The 16,106-nt window shown below is 71.1% G+C and carries 16 protein-coding genes; 10 read left to right on the plus strand and 6 right to left on the minus strand.

The window, feature by feature from the left end:
* Position 1 precedes the first annotated feature (1 nt).
* Together JOF43_RS17870 and JOF43_RS17875 are read left to right on the plus strand one after the other, a co-directional pair.
* On the plus strand, positions 2-1,852 hold the full coding sequence (locus JOF43_RS17870) for a dipeptide/oligopeptide/nickel ABC transporter permease/ATP-binding protein (protein WP_209904398.1): 1,851 nt from the start codon (positions 2-4) through the stop codon (positions 1,850-1,852).
* Positions 1,849-2,715 (plus strand): ABC transporter ATP-binding protein, encoded by an 867-nt coding sequence (locus tag JOF43_RS17875; RefSeq protein WP_209904399.1) that lies wholly within the window; start codon positions 1,849-1,851, stop codon positions 2,713-2,715. Before JOF43_RS17870 ends, JOF43_RS17875 begins: the two co-directional genes overlap by 4 nt.
* Positions 2,716-2,899: 184 nt before the next feature.
* Here JOF43_RS17875 and JOF43_RS17880 read toward each other — a convergent pair whose 3' ends face one another.
* The 3 genes from JOF43_RS17880 to JOF43_RS17890 form a co-directional block, all read right to left on the minus strand.
* Positions 2,900-3,829: a CPBP family intramembrane glutamic endopeptidase gene (locus JOF43_RS17880; RefSeq protein WP_209904400.1), complete on the minus strand. Its 930-nt coding sequence runs from the start codon at positions 3,827-3,829 to the stop codon at positions 2,900-2,902.
* Between the two features lie 515 nt (positions 3,830-4,344).
* Positions 4,345-5,451 carry a serine hydrolase domain-containing protein gene (locus JOF43_RS17885; RefSeq protein ID WP_209904401.1) on the minus strand — a complete coding sequence of 369 codons (1,107 nt, stop codon included), beginning with the start codon at positions 5,449-5,451 and terminating at the stop codon, positions 4,345-4,347.
* A gap of 94 nt (positions 5,452-5,545) precedes the next feature.
* Positions 5,546-6,082, minus strand: a complete 537-nt coding sequence (locus JOF43_RS17890; RefSeq protein ID WP_209904402.1) for a VanZ family protein — start codon at positions 6,080-6,082, stop codon at positions 5,546-5,548.
* A gap of 86 nt (positions 6,083-6,168) precedes the next feature.
* On the opposite strand from JOF43_RS17890, the gene JOF43_RS17895 reads away from it, so the two are divergent.
* On the plus strand, positions 6,169-6,543 hold the full coding sequence (locus tag JOF43_RS17895) for a DUF3039 domain-containing protein (RefSeq protein ID WP_209904403.1): 375 nt from the start codon (positions 6,169-6,171) through the stop codon (positions 6,541-6,543).
* Between the two features lie 103 nt (positions 6,544-6,646).
* The gene (locus JOF43_RS17900) at positions 6,647-8,455 is read left to right on the plus strand and encodes a DEAD/DEAH box helicase (RefSeq protein WP_209904404.1); all 1,809 of its coding nucleotides are present in this window, start codon (positions 6,647-6,649) and stop codon (positions 8,453-8,455) included.
* Positions 8,456-8,670: 215 nt separating this feature from the next.
* On the opposite strand, the gene JOF43_RS17905 is transcribed toward JOF43_RS17900, so the two are convergent.
* Complete coding sequence (locus tag JOF43_RS17905; protein WP_209904405.1) at positions 8,671-10,050, minus strand: nicotinate phosphoribosyltransferase; 1,380 nt, start codon at positions 10,048-10,050, stop codon at positions 8,671-8,673.
* Positions 10,051-10,172: 122 nt separating this feature from the next.
* On the opposite strand from JOF43_RS17905, the gene clpS reads away from it, so the two are divergent.
* The 6 genes from clpS (at position 10,173) to rdgB (ending at position 14,503) form a co-directional block, all read left to right on the plus strand.
* Complete coding sequence (gene clpS / locus JOF43_RS17910) at positions 10,173-10,496, plus strand: ATP-dependent Clp protease adapter ClpS (RefSeq protein ID WP_209904406.1); 324 nt, start codon at positions 10,173-10,175, stop codon at positions 10,494-10,496.
* Positions 10,496-11,128 carry a DUF2017 family protein gene (locus JOF43_RS17915; RefSeq protein ID WP_209904407.1) on the plus strand — a complete coding sequence of 211 codons (633 nt, stop codon included), beginning with the start codon at positions 10,496-10,498 and terminating at the stop codon, positions 11,126-11,128. The genes clpS and JOF43_RS17915 overlap by 1 nt, the downstream gene beginning before the upstream one ends.
* Positions 11,129-11,363: 235 nt before the next feature.
* The gene (murI, locus tag JOF43_RS17920) at positions 11,364-12,176 is read left to right on the plus strand and encodes a glutamate racemase (RefSeq protein WP_209904408.1); all 813 of its coding nucleotides are present in this window, start codon (positions 11,364-11,366) and stop codon (positions 12,174-12,176) included.
* On the plus strand, positions 12,173-12,970 hold the full coding sequence (locus JOF43_RS17925; RefSeq protein WP_209904409.1) for an MBL fold metallo-hydrolase: 798 nt from the start codon (positions 12,173-12,175) through the stop codon (positions 12,968-12,970). Before murI ends, JOF43_RS17925 begins: the two co-directional genes overlap by 4 nt.
* Positions 12,971-13,109: 139 nt before the next feature.
* Positions 13,110-13,868, plus strand: a complete 759-nt coding sequence (gene rph / locus JOF43_RS17930; protein ID WP_209904410.1) for a ribonuclease PH — start codon at positions 13,110-13,112, stop codon at positions 13,866-13,868.
* Positions 13,865-14,503, plus strand: a complete 639-nt coding sequence (gene rdgB, locus JOF43_RS17935; RefSeq protein WP_209904411.1) for an RdgB/HAM1 family non-canonical purine NTP pyrophosphatase — start codon at positions 13,865-13,867, stop codon at positions 14,501-14,503. The genes rph and rdgB overlap by 4 nt, the downstream gene beginning before the upstream one ends.
* Positions 14,504-14,617: 114 nt before the next feature.
* Here rdgB and JOF43_RS17940 read toward each other — a convergent pair whose 3' ends face one another.
* Complete coding sequence (locus JOF43_RS17940) at positions 14,618-15,160, minus strand: NUDIX hydrolase family protein (RefSeq protein WP_209904412.1); 543 nt, start codon at positions 15,158-15,160, stop codon at positions 14,618-14,620.
* Positions 15,157-15,843 carry a histidine phosphatase family protein gene (locus JOF43_RS17945; protein ID WP_209904413.1) on the minus strand — a complete coding sequence of 229 codons (687 nt, stop codon included), beginning with the start codon at positions 15,841-15,843 and terminating at the stop codon, positions 15,157-15,159. The genes JOF43_RS17940 and JOF43_RS17945 overlap by 4 nt, the downstream gene beginning before the upstream one ends.
* Positions 15,844-16,106 lie beyond the last annotated feature (263 nt).

Below are 16,106 nucleotides of genomic sequence, written 5' to 3' on the forward strand. Positions count from 1 at the left end.
CGTGAAGATCTCCTCGCTCGTCCCGCGCAGCGGAAAGGTCCGTGCCGGGACCCTCATCGTCCTGGTGTTCCTCGTCATCGCCGTGGTCGGCCCGCTGGTGGCGACCCACGACCCCCGGGCCACCTCCTTCGACATGCTCCGGCCCCCGTCGGGCGGGTACTGGCTGGGGACCACCCAGTCCGGGCAGGACGTCTTCGCCCAGTTCGTCCACGGCGCCCGCGTCTCGCTGCTGGTGGGCCTGCTGGCCGGCGTGATCTCCCAGCTGTTCTCCGTCGTGGTGGGCCTGCTGGGAGGCTACCTGCGCGGGGTCGCCGACGACCTGCTCTACATCCTCACCGCCGTGTTCCTGGTCATCCCCGGGATGCCGCTGCTGATCGTGCTGACCGGATACCTGCCCTCCCGCGGCATGTTCTCGATCGCCGTGGTCATCGCGATCACGTCCTGGGCGGGCGCGGCGCGCGTGATCCGGGCCCAGACCCTCTCTCTGCGCAATCGCGACTTCGTCGAGGCGGCCCGAGCCACCGGCGAGAGCCGCCTGCGGATCATGTTCTACGAGGTGCTGCCGAACATGCTCCCGCTGGTGGCCTCCGGCTTCCTGTTCTCGGTGATCGGGGGCATCCTCGCCGAGGCCGGCCTCGCCTTCCTGGGACTGGGGTCGCTGACCACGACCAGCTGGGGCTCCATGCTGTACTTCGCCCAGAACTCGCAGGCGCTGCTGGCAGGCGCCTGGTGGTGGTTCGTGCCGCCGGGCCTGGCGATCGCCGTGATCGGTGCCGGACTCGCCCTGATCAACTTCGGGATCGACGAGTACTCGAACCCGCGTCTGCGCACGGGGTCGGCGGTGACCAAGGGCGGAGGGGGCCGCGCCGCCGGAGGCGATGCGACCACGGCGAATGCCCAGGTCTCCGGGATCAGGTCGGGCACACCGACGGCGCCGGGCGGTGCCACCTCGGCCACCGCGGAGCATGTGGCGCTCACCGAGGAGCGCTCGGCGCACGAGGATCCGGAGCCGGCCCCGCGGATCCAGCCCTCGCCGATGCCGGGCTCGGCGATCATCGAGGTCGACTCCCTGCGGGTGGACTACCCGACGGCCTACGGCACGGTGCACGCGGTCCAGGACGTCTCGCTCACGCTGCGCCGCGGGGAGATCCTGGGGCTGGCCGGGGAATCCGGCTCCGGTAAATCCACCCTGACCAACGCCATCACCCGGCTGCTGCGGCCGCCGGCGGAGCTCGTCGGAGGGTCGATCACCTACCGGGCGGAGGACGGCGCCCCCACCGATCTGCTGCACCTGGAGGACCGTGAGCTGCGGGCTCTGCGATGGAACGAGATCGCGGTGGTGTTCCAGAGCGCGATGAACGCTTTGAACCCGGTCACCTCCATCCACGCCCAGTTCGACGACGTGATCCGGGTGCACCGACCGGGTCTGCCGCCCGCGCGGCGCACCGAGATCGCCACGGAGCACCTCGAGCGGGTGGGGATCGACGCGGACCGCATCGACGCCTACCCCCACGAGCTCTCTGGCGGCATGAAGCAGCGGGTGGCGATCGCGATCGCCCTGGTGCTGGAGCCCGACGTGATCTTCATGGACGAGCCGACCACCGCCTTGGACCTGCTGGTCCAGCGCGACGTGCTCGACCAGATCGTGCGCCTGCGGGAGGAGTACGGCTTCGCGATCGTGTTCACCACGCACGACCTCGCGCTGCTGCTGGAGATCTCCGACTCCGTCGCCGTGATGCGCCACGGCCGCCTCGTCGAGTACGGCCCGGCCGTCGACCTCTACCGGGACCCGCAGCACCCGTACACGAAGAACCTGCTGTCCTCGCTCGCAGATCTGGGGAGCCTCGCATGACCACCACCGATACCGGCACCGACGCGGGTGGACGGGCCGGCGCCCGCGTCGTCCTCGAGGGCCGCAACCTCATCAAGGAGTACCCCGTCGGCGCCCGCAGCGGCCTGCTGCGCCGCCAGCGGACGATGCGCGCCGTCGACGACGTCTCGATCGCGCTCGCCCAGGGGCGGGTCACCGCCCTGGTGGGCCAGAGCGGGTCAGGGAAGTCGACCCTCGGGCGGATGCTGGCGCGACTCATCCCGGCCACGGAGGGACAGATATTGCTGGACGGTCGCGAGGTGCCGACGCAAGGCAGCGCCGGCCACCGGGAGTACGTGGGCGACGTGCAGCTGATCCTGCAGGACCCCTTCGCCTCGCTCAATCCGCTGCGCCGGGCCGCCTACACACTGGGCCGGGCGGTGCGGATCCACCAGGAGGTGCGCGGGGAGGCAGCGGTCCAGGAGCGCTGCGTGCAGCTGCTCGAACGGGTCGGGCTCACCCCGGCAAAGCGGTACCTGGACCGGTTCCCGCACGAGCTCTCCGGCGGGGAGCGACAGCGTGTGTCCTTCGCCCGGGCGCTCGCCGCCTCGCCCACGGTGCTGATCGCCGACGAGCCCGTCTCGATGCTCGACGTGACGATCCGGAAGGAGATGCTCGATCTGATCGACTCCCTGCGCCGCGACGAGGACCTCGCCGTCCTGTACATCACCCATGATCTCGGGAGCGCTCGCCGCTATTCGGACGACGTGATGGTCATGCACCACGGCCGGGTCGTCGAGGCGGGGGAGAGCAGATCGGTGATCGACGACCCGCAGCACGAGTACACCAAACGCCTGCTGGCCGCTGCGCCGAACCCTGCCGCCCGGCCGACGCAAGGACCGTGAGTCACGTCAGGTCGGACCCGGGAGCCCTCACCGTCCCCGCACGGAAAGCGGGGACGGCAGCCAGGACGAGTCAAGTATCCGGGGCCTCTCCCGGCGTGCTGCAGCGGCACTCACGGGACTCGGGAGCCGGAGGTCATTCCATGGTGTGTGGTGGGAACCGGATCACCTGAAGGGTCGACACGGCTCATGAATCCACCGGCGACGTCGTCGTCAGCGGGCCGCTGCGTCGCGTGCACAGCCAGACGATCGCGGCGAAGAGGACGAAGGCGATAGCGCTCGGGACCAGGAGCTCGGGCGTGACGGCTCCGGGCGAACGGTCGAACCGTTCGGTGAGGTCGGCGTGCAGGACGACCCAGAACATGATGGTCACGACGTTGTAGGCGGCGTGGATGACCCCAGCGATCTCGACACCGCCGCTGCGCCACGTGGCGATCGCGGCGGCAACGGACAACACGACGTAGAACACGTTCCACCAGGGGTCGGTCGCTGTGTGGATGACGGCGAACACCGCAGAGGAGACGGCGATTCCCAGAACGAGAGACGCCCATCGGCCGTGCACCCAGCTTCCCGCGATGCGGAAGATGAGGCCGCGCACTCCGTACTCTTCGCCGGCTGACTGCAGCGGTATCAGCAGGACGACCGCCACGAAGAACAAGACGAGTTCCGTGGTGCTCCATTGGCTCGTAGCGCCCGGCTGGAGGAGCTCGGTGGTAGCGAGTGCGAGGACGCTGATCGGAAGCACGACGAGCAGGGCGCGCCCGAAGACGGCGAAGCGGAAGCGCGAGACGACCGAATGCAACGACGCGCCAGGAACCCCGTAGAGCCATCGTTGGATCAGCATGCTCCAGGGAATGACCAGCGCGGCGGGGATAAGGGTAGACGCGAAAATGATCGGCGACAGTCCCGTCGGGGTCCCGTTCGGAAGGATGAGCGCGTCGAGCCAGATGCCGAGGTAGAAGAACACTTGGATGCCGCCGAACATTCCTCCGAGCACCAGGACGATCGCGAGTATGCCCCGCCCGATCCGCCGTTTTTCTCCGGCGAGCACTCTATGGTATTCCACGCCCTCCGGGATCGTTTTGGGGGCGCGGACGCCGGGTATCGCTGTCGTCATGGGATTCCTTCCAGATCGAATGCTCGGTGTTCGGCCGGCGGCTCACCGTCCATCAACCGGGGGGAAGAGAAGCCGATGCCTTACTCCGGCGATCCGGCCAGGCTCGGCGGAGAACGACACGTCGTGGACCGCCATCGAGCTTCGGCAGGGTTCCGTGAGTCCAGTTGCGGTGATCGTGTTTCCTATATTCGCCCGGTATGCATGTGCTCGAATCAGCGCATGGTCTCGTCGCGCTCCAACTTTGGGTGGTGTCGCTCGAGCGCACAGAGGAGCGGTGCCGTCTCGACCCGGCCGTCTACGGCGCCACCAGCTCTCCCAGATCCCCAGATGGCCATAGGGGACCGGGTCGCGTTGCGTTGCTGCTGCCTGCGACGGGCGTCCACGCTCGGGTCGGGGCACCTCCTGGCGCCGACGGCGCGGCAACCGGGCCGCGTCCCAGGCTGCCGGCCGCTGGCGCCGACCGCAGTACGGCACGCTCGTGGCTCTCCCGGCAGGAGGTCGGGCGCAGCAGGTGCTCAGGCGAAGGCGATCCGGGCCAGCTCCCGTCGGGAGCGGTCGACCGTGAACCAGGTCCGGCGGGGGTGGACCCGATTGGTCAGCAGCGTGGCGACGGTGCCGGTGGTGGGATCGGCGAGCACCGAGGTCCCGGTGAATCCGGGGTGGCCGACGACGCGGGGCAGCAGGACGCCGGGCGCGGACTCCTGACCCACTCGCAGACCCAGGCCCTGCCGCCAGGGCGCGTCGGTGCTCACCCCGGGCAGCTGGTCGGTCGTCATCAGCGTGCGCACCGCGTCTGAGAGCGTCGGTCCTGGTGCCCGGCCGGCCAGGACACGCCCGATCGCGAGAGCGTCCTCGAGGGTGGCGAACAGGCCCGCGTTGCCGGAACCGCCCAGGGACCAGGCCGTCTCGTCGTGCGTCGCACCGCGCACCAGTCCGCGGGGTGGATCCTCCTGGTACTCGGTGGCCGCCGCCCGCTGTGCCTGGGGCGGGGCAGGCGCCCAGCCCGCGGTCATGGCGCCGGCGGGATCCAGCACCCGCACCCGGGCGAGCTCGGGCAGGGGAGTGTCTGTGAGCCCCTCGAGCAGCGCGCCCAGCAGGATGAAACCGATGCACGAGTAGGCGTGCACGCTGCCCGGTGCGGCCTCGAGATGCGCGCGGGAGACGGCCGCCAGGCGCGCCTCGCGATCACCGGCGAGACGCCACAGCGGCATGACGGGCGGCAGCCCGGCAGTGTGGGTGAGCAGGTGCCGCGCCGTGATCGCGGGATGCGGGGAGGGCAGGTACTCCCGGATCGGAGCTTCCGGATCGAGCAGCCCGTCGTCGATGAGGGTCCCGGCCGTCAGCGCGGTGACCACTTTGGTCACCGAGGCCATGTCGAACAGCGTGTTCCCCTCCACGGGCGTGACCTCCGGGGAGGCCTCCTCCAGCAGGGACCCGTCGCCCGCGAACAGGGCCGTCGACCCGGCCACCGCCTGCGCGGTGCCGTCGAGGCGGTCCACGGCGGCGACGGCCCCGGCGGCGCCCTCGATTTCCGCTCCATGGGCGGGGGCGGACGCCGCGGCGCGGGTGAGGGCGCCGACCAGTTCCTGGAGACGGTCCTGGTCGTCCGGGCTGGCGGTCATGATGCGCTGCTCCTGGTGGGCGTCGACGAGGGGCGCAGAGACGTCACCGAGACGTCCCGGACCCGGTGGGCTGCAACCACGACGCGGACCGCGTTCAGCGCGGGGTCACGGCGCCCGTGGGGGCCCCGTCAGGCTCGGTGGATGCAGGCGCGGTGCCCGCGGTGCCCACGGGCGGGATCTCGGCCTCCTCGATCTCGGGCGCAGGCCGCTCGGCGCGCTCGCGGCGGAGACGCTCGCCGAGCCACAGCCCGACCCCCAGGGCGATGCCGATGACGTCGACGAGCACGTCGGCGCCCTCGGCGCCCCGCTCGGGCAGCAGAACCAGCTGGATCAGCTCGATCAGCAGGGCGTGGGCGAAGGCGACCAGCACGACCCATCCCATGGGGAACCGCCGACGGGGAGCCAGCAGGCGACCGGCCGCCCAGACGGTCAGGGCGAACACCACGAAGTGGACGACCTTGTCGAGCCCCGGGGCCCCGGCCCCGGGGACTCCGCTCGGGATCGACGGCAGGTAGAAGCCGATGTTCGCCACCAGGGCGAGCACCAGTGCTCCCGCACGCCACGGCAGTGAGCCCCCGGCGCGACGGATCTCGTGCGGGAGGCGATGGAGGTACTCGACGACAGCGTCCATGACCGCATTGTTCCAGCGGTCGCGACTGACCGCGGGGAGGCGGGGCGCTAGGCTCGGAGCAACGCCAACGATCGAGGGAGCAAGCCATGTCCTCCACGTCCGACCCGTCCCGGATGGACCCGTACAGCGATGAACCGGGCGGTACCGCGGTGCTGGACCGCCAGCTGCAGGAGCAGGAGCAGGAGACCGACGACGGCGACCACGACCGGTTCGCCCACTACGTGCGCAAGGACAAGATCACCCAGGCGGCCCTCGGCGGCACGCCCGTGATCGCGCTGTGCGGCAAGGTGTGGGTGCCCGGGCGTGATCCCGAGAAGTATCCCGTCTGCCCCGAGTGCAAGGAGATCTTCGAGGGGCTGCGCGAACCGCAGGACGGGGGCGGCGACTCCGGCGGCTCGGGCGGTTCGGGCGGGTCCGGACGCGGAGGCGGCTTCCGCGGCTTCTTCGGCGGGCGTCGCTGACCGCACTCCCCGACCCCGGCTGCCCCGACCCCGGCTGCGGCGACTTCCTCACATCGGGGCCGTCGGCGGGTCGTCGGACGGCGGCGGTACGGTTGAGCACGCTGTGAATACGACTCCCTCCCTGTTCTCCACGAGCGATCCGCGCCAGCCCTCCGAGGCCGCCGCCCGGTCGCTGCCGGTGGCCTACCCCGAACGTGCCGCCTGGGGCACCGTCCCCAAGCTGCGCGCCTGGCAGGCCGAGGCACTCGAGCTGTACCGCGACCGCGCCCCGAGGGATTTCCTCGCGGTGGCCACGCCCGGCGCGGGCAAGACCACCTTCGCCCTGCAGATCGCCGCTGGATTGCTCTCCGAGGGCACGGTCCGGCGGGTCACGGTCGTGGCCCCGACCGAGCACCTCAAGACGCAGTGGGCGGACTCGGCCGCGCGCGTCGGCATCTCGTTGGACCCGAACTTCACCAACTCCCAGGGTGCCCACGGCTCGCACTACCAGGGGGTGGCGGTCACCTATGCCCAAGTGGGGATGCACCCGGCGCTGCATCGCGCCCGCACCGAGGCCGAGCGCACCCTGGTGATCCTCGACGAGATCCACCACGCCGGCGATTCCCTGACCTGGGGTGACGGTGTTCGCGACGCCTTCGACACCGCGACCCGACGGCTCTCGCTGACCGGCACCCCGTTCCGTTCCGACTCCTCGCAGATCCCCTTCGTCGTCTACGAGGAGGACGGTGAGGGCTTCTCCCGCTCGAAGGCCGACTACACCTACGGTTACGGCGAGGCGCTGCGCGACCACGTCGTGCGGCCGGTGCTGTTCATGACCTACTCGGGCCGGATGCACTGGCGCACCAAGACCGGCGACGAGGTCTCCGCGCAGCTCGGGGCGCTGGAGACCAAGGACATCACCCAGCAGGCCTGGCGCACCGCCCTGGACCCGCAGGGCGAATGGATGCAGTCGGTGCTCTCGGCCGCGGACCGGCGCCTGACCGAGGTGCGACGCCACGTCCCCGATGCCGGTGGGCTGGTGATCGCCACCGATCAGAAGGCCGCCCGCGCCTACGCGGCGACGCTCCAGGAGATCTGCGGGCAGGCGCCCACCGTCGTGCTCTCCGACGACGCCGGGGCCGGCAAGCGCATCGAGGGCTTCTCGGCCTCCGACGACCGCTGGATGGTCGCCGTGCGCATGGTCTCCGAGGGGGTGGACGTGCCGCGTCTCGCGGTCGGGGTGTACGCCACCTCCACGGCGACCCCGATGTTCTTCGCGCAGGCCGTCGGCCGTTTCGTGCGCTCGCGCACCCGCGGGGAGACCGCGAGCGTGTTCCTGCCGACGGTCCCGGTCCTCATGGCCCACGCCGCGGAGCTCGAGGCCGAGCGCGACCACGTGCTGGACCTGCGGCCCCCGGAGGGTGACGAGGAGACCGGGCTCGACGAGGGCCTGCTCGAGGAGGCCAACCGCACGGAGCAGGCCAGCGACCAGCTCGAGATGACCTTCGAGGCGCTCGAGTCCGAGGCGTCCTTCGACCGGGTCCTGTTCGATGGCGGCGAGTACGGCGCCGGCGGCACGATCGGCAGCGAGGACGAGCAGGAGTTCCTGGGTATCCCCGGGTTGCTGGACGCCGAGCAGATGCGCACCGTCCTCCAGCAGCAGCAGGCCCAGCAGCAGGCGCGCCGCCAGAAGGGCGGGGCCGCCGAGGTGCCCACCACTCCGGGCGTCGTGGACCACCGGCAGCTGATGGAGCTGCGCAAGGAGCTCAGCACCCTGGTCTCGGCCTGGGCCAAGAAGTCGGGCACGCCCCACGGTTCGGTCCACAACACCCTGCGCAGTCGCAGCGGCGGCCCGGCGGTGGCCCAGGCCAGCGCCGAGCAGATCCAGGAGCGCATCGGCATCGTGCGCGGCTGGTTCGTCGGGCGTCGCTGAGGCCCGTCGAGCTGGCCGTCCGCGTCGAACTCGCCTCAGCGCGGGAAGGATGGGTCGACAACTGGCGCTATGGCATGCGCACTGGCTATATCGCCAGAGCGCATGCCATAGCGCCAGTTCTCGACAAGTCCCACCTCTCCGCGTGCGCGGCCCAGCCTTCCGCGTGCGCGGTCCGTGACCCTTCCGCCCGGTAGCGTCGCGCGCTGGGCGCGGAATCAGCGCAGGACGCGGGCGGCCTCGACGCCGTCCGTGAGGGTCGGGATCGCGATCGGACCGTCGGGGCCCTCCTCGGGATCCAGCCCCAGTTCCCCGACCGAGGCCGCGTGCCGTGCCCGGGCCGCTTCCACCCGCTGCGGGGGCCGGTGTTCCTCCACCGGTTCGCCGCCGAGGATCATCGGCACCTGCAGCGGGCGCAGGGTCGTGCGGGCCCAGTCGGAGGAGGCCTCGGCCGAGATCAGCTCGGCGGTCAGCTCCCGCTCGAACTCCGCGACCTCCTCCTCCCCGGGCAACACGAGCTCCGCGCGCGCCGTCCCGCCCACCAGCAGGCGGTAGGCGCTCTTCCCGGCACCGAGCGTGGACTTGCCCTCCGACCGTTTGCCCACCGGGTGCATCTGCCCGTCGGCGCCCTCGCGCTCGACCAGCTTGTACACGAACCCGGGTGCGGGGTGGCCGCCACCGGTGACCAGGCGGGTGCCGATCCCATAGCCGTCCAGCGGCGCCGTGGCGAGCTCGTCGACGCTGTACTCGTCCAGATCACCGGTCGCGGTGACGCGGGTGTCGGTTGCGCCGAGGGAGTCCAGCAGCGCGCGCACCCGGTGGGCCTGTTCCCCCAGATCCCCGGAGTCGAGACGCACCGCGCCCAGCTCGGTGCCGGCCAGCCGGACCGCGGTGCGCACGGCGGTCTCGACATCGTAGGTGTCCACCAGCATCGTGGTGCCGGTGCCCTGGGAGTCGAGCTGGGCGCGGAAGGCCTCCTCCTCGCTGTCGAACAGCAGGGTGAAGGCATGCGCGGCGGTGCCGGCCACGGGGACCCGGTAGTGGGCGCCCGCGGCGAGGTTCGAGGTGGAGGCGAAGCCGACGATGAAGGCGGCACGGGCGGCGGCGATCGCAGCGTCCTCATGGATGCGGCGCCCACCCATCTCGATGCAGGGACGTCCGCGAGCGGCCGTGATCATGCGCGAGCCGGCCGAGGCGACCCCGCTGTCGTGATTGAGGATCGAGAGCACCACCGTCTCCAGCATCACGGCGTCCTCGAAGGTGCCCTCCACGCGCAGCACGGGCGAGTTCGGGAAGTACAGCTCGCCCTCCTCGTAGCCGTGCACGTCGCCGGTGAAGCGGTATGCCGAGAGGTGCTCGAGCGTCGCCTCGTCGAGCACTCCGGTCCTGCGCAGATAGCGCAGATCGGCCTCGTCGAACTGGAAGTCGGCGATCGCCTCGAGCACGCGGGCGGTACCGGCCAGCGCCCCGTAGCGACGTCCCTCGGGGAGGGACCGGGTGAACACCTCGAAGACGCAGCGGCGCGAGGCGGTGCCGGCCTGGCGGGCACCGTGCAGCATCGTCAGCTCGTAGAGGTCAGTGAGCAGGGCAGAAGTCACAGTGTCCACCGTAATGCGTGGCGGGACGGCTGATGGTCGGGCGCGCCCCGTAGACTCGTCCGCGCCGCATCCCGGCGACCAGCGGACGGATCGGGAGGCGGCGTGACACAGGAGGAGCACGAATGCCGGTGGAGCTGCGGCGGGGCGAGCCCGGGACGGGCTCGCTGACCGATCCCTCCGGGAAAGTCGCGCTGGATGTCGAGACCGACGGTCCGTGGTGCGCCGTGGTCTGGAACGACCCCGTGAACCTCATGAGCTACGTCGTGTTCGTCTTCCGCCAGTACTTCGGCTACTCCCGGCTCGTCGCCGAGCAACTGATGACACAGGTCCACGAGGAGGGCCGAGCGATCGTCTCGCGCGGCTCCCGGGAACGGGTCGAGACCGATGTGCAGGCCATGCACTCCTTCGGCCTGCGCGCGACCCTGGAGAGAGCGGGAGAGGACTGATGGCCCACGCGTTCCGCCGTCGTCCCGACGGCAGCCTGGCCTGCCGGCTGGACGGCGAGGAGAAGTCGATCATCGCGCAGGTCTCCCAGGAGACCTCCGACCTGATCCGGGCCGACCTCGGGATCGATGCGGATCCCGATCTGCTGCGCCACGCCGCCGACAGCGAGGATCCGCTGCGCCGGCTGGAGGCCGAGTTCGCCGGGCGCGATGCCCGTGAACCGGCGGACTCCGCCGTCAAGCGTCTGTTCCCGGCCGCTTCCGAGGACCCGACTCTCGCCGGCGAGTTCCGCCGGTTCGGGCAGCAGGACCTCGCCGACGGCAAGCTCGAGGACCTCCGCACCGTCATGTCGATCCTCGATGCGACAGGCCACGGCCACAGTGAGGTCGTCGTCGATGACGCGCAGGCACTGGTCCTGCTGCGCGCCCTGAACGACGTGCGGATCGTGCTCGCCGATCGCCTCGACCTCCGGCGGGACGGCGACTTCGACACCGTGAGGATGCTCCAGCAGATCGGCGAACGTGTCGAGGGAGCGACGGATCCCGACGACGAGCAGGTCGGTTCCGACATCGTCATCGCCGTCTACGAGCTGCTGTCCTGGCTCCAGGAAAGCCTGCTGCGGGCAATGGACTGAGCGACGAACTGCGAGGCAGGAGGGGTCGGTGAGGGACGAGCCGGCACCGTAGGTCGAGCGGGAGGAGTGAGGTCGGTTCGGTGGGGACTGAGCGACGAACTGTGAGGCAGGAGGGGTCGGTGAGGGACGAGCCGGCCGCGACGGCGATAGTTGATCGTGTGATCGGACTGTGAAACGGCACGCAGTGAGCGTGCCGTCACTGTCCTCGGCGAGGATCGACATTAGCCTTGCGGGGATGAACAACGCGCCGATCGGGATCTTCGACTCCGGGGTGGGCGGGCTCACCGTCGCCCGGGCCATCCTCGACCAGCTGCCGCAGGAGGAGCTGGTCTACATCGGCGACACCGCGCACGGTCCCTACGGGCCCCGGTCGATCGCCGAGGTGCGGTCGCTGACCCTGGACATCATGGACGACCTGGTCGAGCACGGGGTCAAGATGCTCGTCATCGCCTGCAACACCGCCTCGGCCGCGGTGCTCCGCGACGCGCGCGAGCGGTACGAGGTCCCGGTCGTCGAGGTCATCCAGCCGGCCGTGCGCCGCGCCGTCGCCTCGACCCGCAATCGCCGGGTGGGCGTGATCGCGACCCAGGGAACCGTCACCTCCCGGGCCTACGAGGACGCCTTCGCCGCGGCCCCCGATCTGGACATCGTCACGCAGGCGTGCCCCCGCTTCGTCGAGTTCGTCGAGCACGGCGTGATCACGGGTGAGGAGGTGATCGACGTGGCCGAGAAGTACCTGGCGCCCGTGCGCGAGGCCGGCGTGGACACCTTGGTGCTCGGATGCACCCACTACCCGATGCTCGCCGGACCCATCAGCTACGTCATGGGACCGGAGGTCTCCCTCGTCTCCTCCGCCGAGGAGACCGCACTGGACGTCTACCGGCTGCTGCGCGGCGCCTCGCTGCTGCGCGAGTCGGAGCGCTCGCCGCGGCACGTGTTCGCCCAGACCGCGGAGGGTGAGGGCAGCGAGTCCTTCGTGCGCCTCTCGCGCCGGTTCCTGGGGCCGATGCTCGATGTGACCGCGAGCCTGCCGGTGGTGACGGCATGAGGATCCACGTCATCGGCTGCAGCGGCAGCTTCGCCGGGCCCCGCGGCGCGGCCTCCGGTTACCTCCTCGAGCACGAGGACGAGTCCGGACGTACCTGGCGGGTGCTCATGGACCTCGGCTCCGGGGCGTTCGGGCCGCTGCAGTCCGTCATCGACCCCGCCGACCTCGACGCCGTGATCGTCTCCCACCTGCACCCTGACCACTACCTCGATCTCACCGGTCTAGAGGTGTTCTGGGCGTACCACCAGCGTGACGATCTGCCGCAGCTGCCCATCCACGCCCCGCGGCCGCTGCCGGAACGGCTCTCCGCGGTGCTGGGCCGGTCCGGCAACATCCCCGCCGGTGTCGACTGCGAACCCTTCGACCACCACGTGCTCGAGGATCGCCGGCGCTTCTCGATCGGTCCCTTCGACATCCTGGTGCGCGAGGTCCTGCACCCCGTGGAGGCCTACGGGTTCCGCATCACCGCGGGCGACACCGTGCTCACCTATTCCGGGGACACCGACACCTGCGCGGCCCTGGACGAGCTCGCCGCGGATGCCGATCTGTTCCTGTGCGAGGCGGGCTACATAGAGGGTCGCGACGACCGCTTCAGCGGCGTGCACCTCACCGGTCTGCGCGCCGGGCAGGCGGCCGTCGCGTCCCGGGCCCGTCGGGTCGTGCTCACCCACATCGCCGCCTGGACGGACCCGGAGGTCCCCCTGGCCGAGGCCCGCAGCGTCTACGACGGACCGCTCGAGCTCGCCGCGCCGGGGGCGGTGTACGAGCTGGACAGGGCCGACCGCGCCGCGTGACCGGTCCGGCGTCCCGCCCTGCCGGGACACGGAGGGCGGGCCGCCCGGGGCTCGACGGGGGATCCCGGTGCCCGGCGCCCCAGGACCAGCGGCTATCCTCGGTCCGTACGCCTGAGCGACACGGAGGAGAACCCGCTCGATGAGCACCCCTGCACCCACCCCCATCGGCGACCGCGTCGACGGCCGCACCCCCGACCGGCTGCGCGAGGTCCGCATCACCCGCGACTGGCTCGACCACGCCGAAGGCAGCGCCCTGATCGAGTTCGGCCGCACCCGCGTGCTGTGCGCGGCCAGCTTCACCGAGGGGGTCCCGCGGTGGAAGAAGGGCTCCGGCTCGGGCTGGGTGACCGCCGAGTACGCGATGCTGCCCCGGGCGACGAACACCCGCGGCGCCCGCGAGAGCGTCAAGGGGAAGATCGGCGGCCGCACCCACGAGATCTCGCGTCTGATCGGCCGCTCGCTGCGCGCGATCATCGACCTCGGCGCACTGGGTGAGAACACCATCCAGCTGGACTGCGACGTGCTGCAGGCCGACGGCGGCACCCGCACCGCCGCGATCACCGGTGCCTACGTGGCGCTGGCCGACGCGATCACCTGGGGCAAGAAGCACACCGCCGTCCCGGCCGCCCGGGAGGTCCTCACCGATTCCGTCAGCGCCATCAGCGTCGGCATCGTGGAGGGCCGGCCGCTGCTGGATCTCGAGTACCGCGAGGACGTCGAGGCCGAGACCGACATGAACGTCGTGGTCACCGGTTCCGGCTCCTTCGTCGAGGTGCAGGGCACCGCCGAGGGCGCTCCCTTCGACCGTGCGGAGCTGGGCTCCCTGCTGGACCTCGCCACCGCCGGCTGCGAGCAGCTCTCGGCGATCCAGCGCGACGTCCTCGCCGCGCAGCGATGACCGGGTCGGGCACGACGGTCACGGCCGGTGCGAGGGTCATCCTGGCCTCGCACAACCAGGGAAAGCTCCGTGAGCTGCAGCGGATCCTGGCCGCCGCGGTGCCCGGGCTCGAGGAGGGCGCGATCATCTCGTCGGCCGGCCTGGAGCTGCCCGATGTGCTCGAGGACGCCGTCAGCTTCGAGGGCAACGCCCTGCTCAAGGCGCACTCCGCCGCTGCGGCGACGGGGCTGCTCGCCGTGGCCGACGACTCCGGACTCGCCGTCGACGTGCTCGGCGGCAGCCCCGGGATCTTCTCGGCGCGCTGGAGCGGTCGCCACGGGGACGATGAGGCCAACAACGACCTGCTGCTCGCGCAGCTGTCCGACGTCCCCGACGAGCACCGGGGCGCGCGCTTCGTGTGCGCGGCGGCGCTGGTGGCGCCGGACGGCTCTGAGGTGGTTGAGCGCGGTGAGATGCCGGGCCGGTTGCTGCGGGAGCGCCACGGCGAGGGCGGTTTCGGCTACGACCCGCTGTTCCTGCCCGAGGGGGAGGATCGCACCTCTGCCGAGCTCACCCCTGCGCAGAAGGATGCGATCTCGCACCGCGGGACGGCGTTCCGCGCGATCGCCGGCCACGTGGCACGGCTGCTGTCCTGAGGCACAGCGGCCGAGTCGGGACGCGATGACGTCCCCACCTGGCGCCTGAGCGAGGACGCCCCTGACCCGCGCGGGTCAGGGGCGCCGTCGTCGGCCGGGAGCACTGGGCGCGCGTCAGGCGGCGCCGACGTGCGCGAGGGCCCGGCGCACCAGGAGGTCGCGGCCGCCGTTCATCTCGTCCAGCGGTGAGGAGTCGCCGAGCAGCTCGTCGGTGCCGAACCAGGACAGCTCCAGCGCGTCCTCCTGCGGGGCGGTCTCGCCGTCGATGGGCACGATGTAGGCCATCGAGATCGCGTGCTGGCGCGGATCGTGGAACGGCGAGATGCCCGGGGTGGGGAAGTACTCGGCGACCGTGAACGGCACGGGGGAGACCGGGATCCTCGGCATCGCCATCGGGCCGAGATCCTTCTCGATGTGCCGGGCGACGGCCTCGCGGATCGTCTCGTGGATCATGAGGCGCCCGGAGACGATCGCGCGCACGATCTGCCCGTCCCCCGAGGCACGCAGCAGCAGACCGACCTCGACCACGGACCCGTCCACGTCGGTGCGCACCGGCACCACGTCCACGTAGGGGATCGGCAGCCGACGGCGGAGCAGATCGATGTGTTCGGGATCGAACCAGGCGCCCTCGGCGTCCACGGCGGTACGGCTGCTCATCGGAGTCCTCCTTCGGGGGAATCGGTGCTCGCGACGACCGGATGGGCCGGAGTCGCGGCCGGGGCGAGCGCGGCCTTCTCGAGCACGAAACGGGGGTTCTGCGCGCGGGAGGCGACCCGCACCGCGTGCTCGATCTCCTGACCGGCGATCATCCGCACCTGCCAGGTCGTGCCCTCGAGCTCCAGCAGGGAGAGGGTCGCGTTCGGGATCGAGGGCAGGGGCCGCTCGGCGACCCCGGAGAGGATGAATCTGATCAGGGTGCCGTGCGCGACGACCAGCACCTTCTGGTCGCGGTACTGCTCCTCGAGGGCCTCCAATGCGTCGTAACCGCGATCCGCCACGACCTGGTGGTCCTCGCGACCGGGGAAGGAACGCTCGGGGTAGCGCTGCTCCATCTCCTCGACGGGCCTGCCCTCGGCTGCGCCCCAGTCGATCTCCACCAGACGGGCATCCGTCCCACCGAAGTCGATGGCGTGGTCCTCGGCGATGATCCGAGCGGTCTGCTCGGCGCGCTTCAGCGGTGAGGAGACGACCACGTCCCAGTCCACCGGCGGGAGCTGGTCGAAGGCGCGGTGCGCCTGCTCGATCCCGGTGTCGTTCAGCGGGATGTCCGAGGACCCCTGGAAGAGGTTCTGCAGGTTGTAGTCCGTCTGCCCATGGCGGACGAGGCCGAACAGAGTCACGGGCGGTCCCTTCTCGAGGTGGTGCCGGCACGAGCCGGCCGCTGCCGGATGCCCCCGCACCAGGGTAGAGGACCCGCGTTGGTCCGGACGCGGACCGGGTGCGCGGCGAGGGGTGGGGAGCTCGCCGGGGAGGGGTCGGCAGGTGGTCCCTTCGGACGGGAGATGGGGGTCCCGGCTGGTGGATGTACTCAGAGGGACTCCCATCAGCTCCACAGGCTGTCTACCGTCAACGGTGGATGGCAGCGCCGCGCGAGCCGGACCGG

Source organism: Brachybacterium sacelli, assembly GCF_017876545.1.
Classification (GTDB): domain Bacteria; phylum Actinomycetota; class Actinomycetes; order Actinomycetales; family Dermabacteraceae; genus Brachybacterium; species Brachybacterium sacelli.

Excerpts from the sequence above, each read along its gene's own strand:
- JOF43_RS17875 (WP_209904399.1), top strand. The coding sequence starts at position 1,849 with ATGACCACCACCGATACCGGCACCGACGCGGGTGGACGGGCCGGCGCC.
- JOF43_RS17890 (WP_209904402.1), bottom strand. The coding sequence starts at position 6,082 with ATGGACGCTGTCGTCGAGTACCTCCATCGCCTCCCGCACGAGATCCGT.
- JOF43_RS17915 (WP_209904407.1), top strand. The coding sequence starts at position 10,496 with ATGGCCCACGCGTTCCGCCGTCGTCCCGACGGCAGCCTGGCCTGCCGG.
- clpS (WP_209904406.1), top strand. The coding sequence starts at position 10,173 with ATGCCGGTGGAGCTGCGGCGGGGCGAGCCCGGGACGGGCTCGCTGACC.
- JOF43_RS17925 (WP_209904409.1), top strand. The coding sequence starts at position 12,173 with ATGAGGATCCACGTCATCGGCTGCAGCGGCAGCTTCGCCGGGCCCCGC.
- rph (WP_209904410.1), top strand. The coding sequence starts at position 13,110 with ATGAGCACCCCTGCACCCACCCCCATCGGCGACCGCGTCGACGGCCGC.
- JOF43_RS17880 (WP_209904400.1), bottom strand. The coding sequence starts at position 3,829 with ATGACGACAGCGATACCCGGCGTCCGCGCCCCCAAAACGATCCCGGAG.
- JOF43_RS17885 (WP_209904401.1), bottom strand. The coding sequence starts at position 5,451 with ATGACCGCCAGCCCGGACGACCAGGACCGTCTCCAGGAACTGGTCGGC.
- JOF43_RS17940 (WP_209904412.1), bottom strand. The coding sequence starts at position 15,160 with ATGAGCAGCCGTACCGCCGTGGACGCCGAGGGCGCCTGGTTCGATCCC.
- murI (WP_209904408.1), top strand. The coding sequence starts at position 11,364 with ATGAACAACGCGCCGATCGGGATCTTCGACTCCGGGGTGGGCGGGCTC.
- rdgB (WP_209904411.1), top strand. The coding sequence starts at position 13,865 with ATGACCGGGTCGGGCACGACGGTCACGGCCGGTGCGAGGGTCATCCTG.
- JOF43_RS17895 (WP_209904403.1), top strand. The coding sequence starts at position 6,169 with ATGTCCTCCACGTCCGACCCGTCCCGGATGGACCCGTACAGCGATGAA.